Origin of the sequence: Capillibacterium thermochitinicola, from assembly GCF_013664685.1 — a bacterium.
Lineage (GTDB): Bacteria > Bacillota > UBA4882 > UBA10575 > UBA10575 > Capillibacterium > Capillibacterium thermochitinicola.
In genome coordinates, this window is sequence record NZ_JAAKDE010000062.1 from 1 (window position 1) to 3,182 (window position 3,182).

The window sequence follows — 3,182 nt, forward strand, 5'->3', positions numbered from 1 at the left end:
CCGGCTGGGAGAGTAGGTCGTTGCCAGGAAATATTTTTAAAACCAGGATTAATAAAATCCTGGTTTTTATTTTGTTCGAGTAAATATTGGTTTGCTTTTAAAACCCGGAGCAAAATAAAAAGGTCCGGGTTTTTGTATCTGCTTTTTAAAGCTTTATATTATGAAATAGTCTTATATATTATATACCAGAGCCGAAAAAAGTTGGTCATTATTTAATAGTATAAAGAAAAATAACAATTATAGTGATATGTAATTGCAATATCGACAATAGTTATAAATAAGTTATAAATAATTTCGTAAGGGTGTTGACTAATGGGTAATAAGCTAATATTCTTGTAAATGTAAAGATCTTATTTTTATAATAAAAACAACGTTGCATGTTGTAAGATGAGTAATAAAAATATAAGCTTAATGTTGCAACGTATAAAAGTTAAAAATAGCAAGAAAAGGTAGATAGCATGCAGTTACAGTATAATCCGTACATATGGGTTTATCTGGCCAGCACTGGAGTTTTAACAACAGCAATGGCTTATATGAGGTACAAAAAATCTGCTGACCGGTTTTGGATGTTAACCAGTAGTATGGTGGTCTTCTGGTCTCTTGGGTTTGCGGTCCAGGTTTCCGTTACCGATCTGCGGGCGGCAGCATTAAGCTATATTATCGCCAACGATTTTGTGGGTTTGAAAGCGCCAATTGTGTGGTTGTTATGGGCTTTATCAGTCACCGGGGCGAAAAGTTGGCTTGATAAGCGCCGGATCGCTCTCCTTTTTCTACCTTCAGTACTTACAGATTTAATCAATCTGATCAATTCAAGGCATGGTTTGATGTATCGTCGGATGTGGATGGCTCCGGCAAATGGTAATCTGGTTCTCCAATATCATCCGGGACCATGGTTTTGGGTGATTACTGTTTACTGTGGTATAATATTGCTGGCCGTAATGGCAGTCCAGACCAGTGCTGCGGTCAAACATTATATCTTACACCGGGATCAAGCTTTTACAATAGCCGGTGCGGCCGGAACGATTTTGATCGGAATTATTCTGAGTTTTATTTATTACGATAAATTACCTGTAGATATGACTCCGGTGACGATTAGTATTGTTGTTGTTTTAACCAGTTTGCTCTCTCGTTTTCGAACGCAGGAATTGGTACCGGTTCCGCGGGATGTTGTCTTGGAGAAGATGACCGACTCTGTTGTGATCCTGGACAACCGTAACCGTGTAATGGATATGAATCCAGCGGCGGAAGCTTTTTTGGGATCAAAAACCAGTGTTGCAGCGGGACGCCCGTTGACGGAAGTATGGCCTGATTGGCCGGAACTACCCGAAGAGACAACTAATCTACACCGGGAATTTACCAGGGGAGGCCGTATCTATGAGGCTTATTTTTCCGGCTTGAACGAAGGTGACAAAAAGGTAGGGAGCTTACTTGTCATTCGGGATGTCACCACCTATAAAGAGGCAGAGGCGAAAATAGCCCAACAACAACAAGCCCTCCTGGTTTTGCTGGAAAGAGAGCGGCTGGCGCGGGAGCTCCATGACAGTGTCGGACAAGTCTTAAGTTATGCCAATCTGGAGATCCAATACCTTAGGAATATGTTGAAAAATGGCCGATGGACGGAACTTGACGAGCGTTTGAACCGGATGTTCCAGGTTATTTCAGAGGCCAGTCTGGAAATTAGAGAGTTTATTTACGAAGCCAGGACCACGTTGATCTTTAAAAAAGGATTTAGCAATGCGTTAAACGAGTATCTATCCCGCTTTGAAAATAATTATCAAATTAAGGTAGAAAGGCGTAATCTGGAAGTTATTAGTGAAGATGACTTAGATTTAGCGGTGGGGGTCCAACTTTACCGGATTATCCAAGAAGCATTGACCAATGTGCGTAAACACGCCAAAACTGATAAAGTAATCATTGCTTTTCAAAAAGATGAAAAGGAGATTAAGGTACAAATTATTGATCATGGGGTCGGGTTTGACCTACAAGAAATATCACCTGGTCATAGTTCTTTTGGCTTGACTGTAATGCGCGAACGGGCGGAGCAAGTGGGCGGGTATGTACATTACGACTCCATACTTGGAGAAGGCACTACCGTGACAATTACCATCCCGCTATACCATGAAGCGAAGCGGGAGATAAATCCATATGGTCCGGCAGAGGAAACCGAAGCACAGAAGAGGAAGGCAAAAATTCGGATTCTGCTTGTGGACGATCATGTCCTCTTTATGGAAGGTCTGCAAAAATTGCTTACTATGCAAGGGTTCGATGTGGTTGGCCAGGCACGGGATGGTTTGGAAGCATTGGAAAAAGCGCGTCTTCTTAAGCCGGACTTGATTCTCATGGATATAAATATGCCCCGGTGTAGCGGCCTGACGGCCACCCGTTTAATCAAAGCTGAGATGCCAGTGGTCAAAATCGTGATGCTTACCATCTCCGACCATGAAGCGGATTTGTTCCGGGCAATTAAAAATGGAGCCTCCGGGTATCTTTTGAAGAGTCTGCGAGGAGAGGAATTATCAGAACAATTAATGGGGTTGGCCGCTGGTGGTACCGTGATCACACCCGAAATTGCCCATCAAGTTTTGCGGGAATTTAACCGGCAGAAAAAGGAAGCTGCTGTTGGTATTGAAGAACGCACGCCAAAAGCTGATACTGATTTGACGCCGCGGCAGAATGAAGTTTTAACCCTAGTAGCGGCAGGAAAAACTTATAAAGAGATAGGTGCGGAACTTTTTATTTCTGAACGGACTGTAAAATACGAAATGGCCAATATCTTAAAGAAACTCCATTTCCAAACGCGGCAGCAGGCGATTGCTTATGCGCGGAAGACAATGGGTGTTAATCCCGATAATAGTGGAACATATGAAAAAATATGATATATGCCCAAACTTTTTATCCGTTCATTTGATTTGAGCGGTTATTTTTTGGCTAAAGACGGACATTACTCGAATTACGTAAATTAGGTTTTGATAGCTTAGCTTATGACAATGGAAATATTTTATATATTAATTATGTTAAGGGAAGGTGGATTGTGTCAAGTATAGTTCGCAATTTTCCATCGGGATCCCACAGGACTAAGCTGCATTACGCCTGGCTAAGATATGCTGAAGAATCTCTTTCCTGATATAGCATTTGGAAGTCTCCCAATCTTCAGCGTATTCAATTAGATAGCAACTAATAAG

At 41.8% G+C, this 3,182-nt stretch carries 1 protein-coding gene; it reads left to right on the top strand.

The features are described 5' to 3' along the window. The first annotated feature begins 458 nt into the window (after positions 1-458). Positions 459-2,876, top strand: a complete 2,418-nt coding sequence (locus tag G5B42_RS11385; RefSeq protein WP_269206219.1) for a response regulator — start codon at positions 459-461, stop codon at positions 2,874-2,876. Positions 2,877-3,182: the final 306 nt, after the last annotated feature.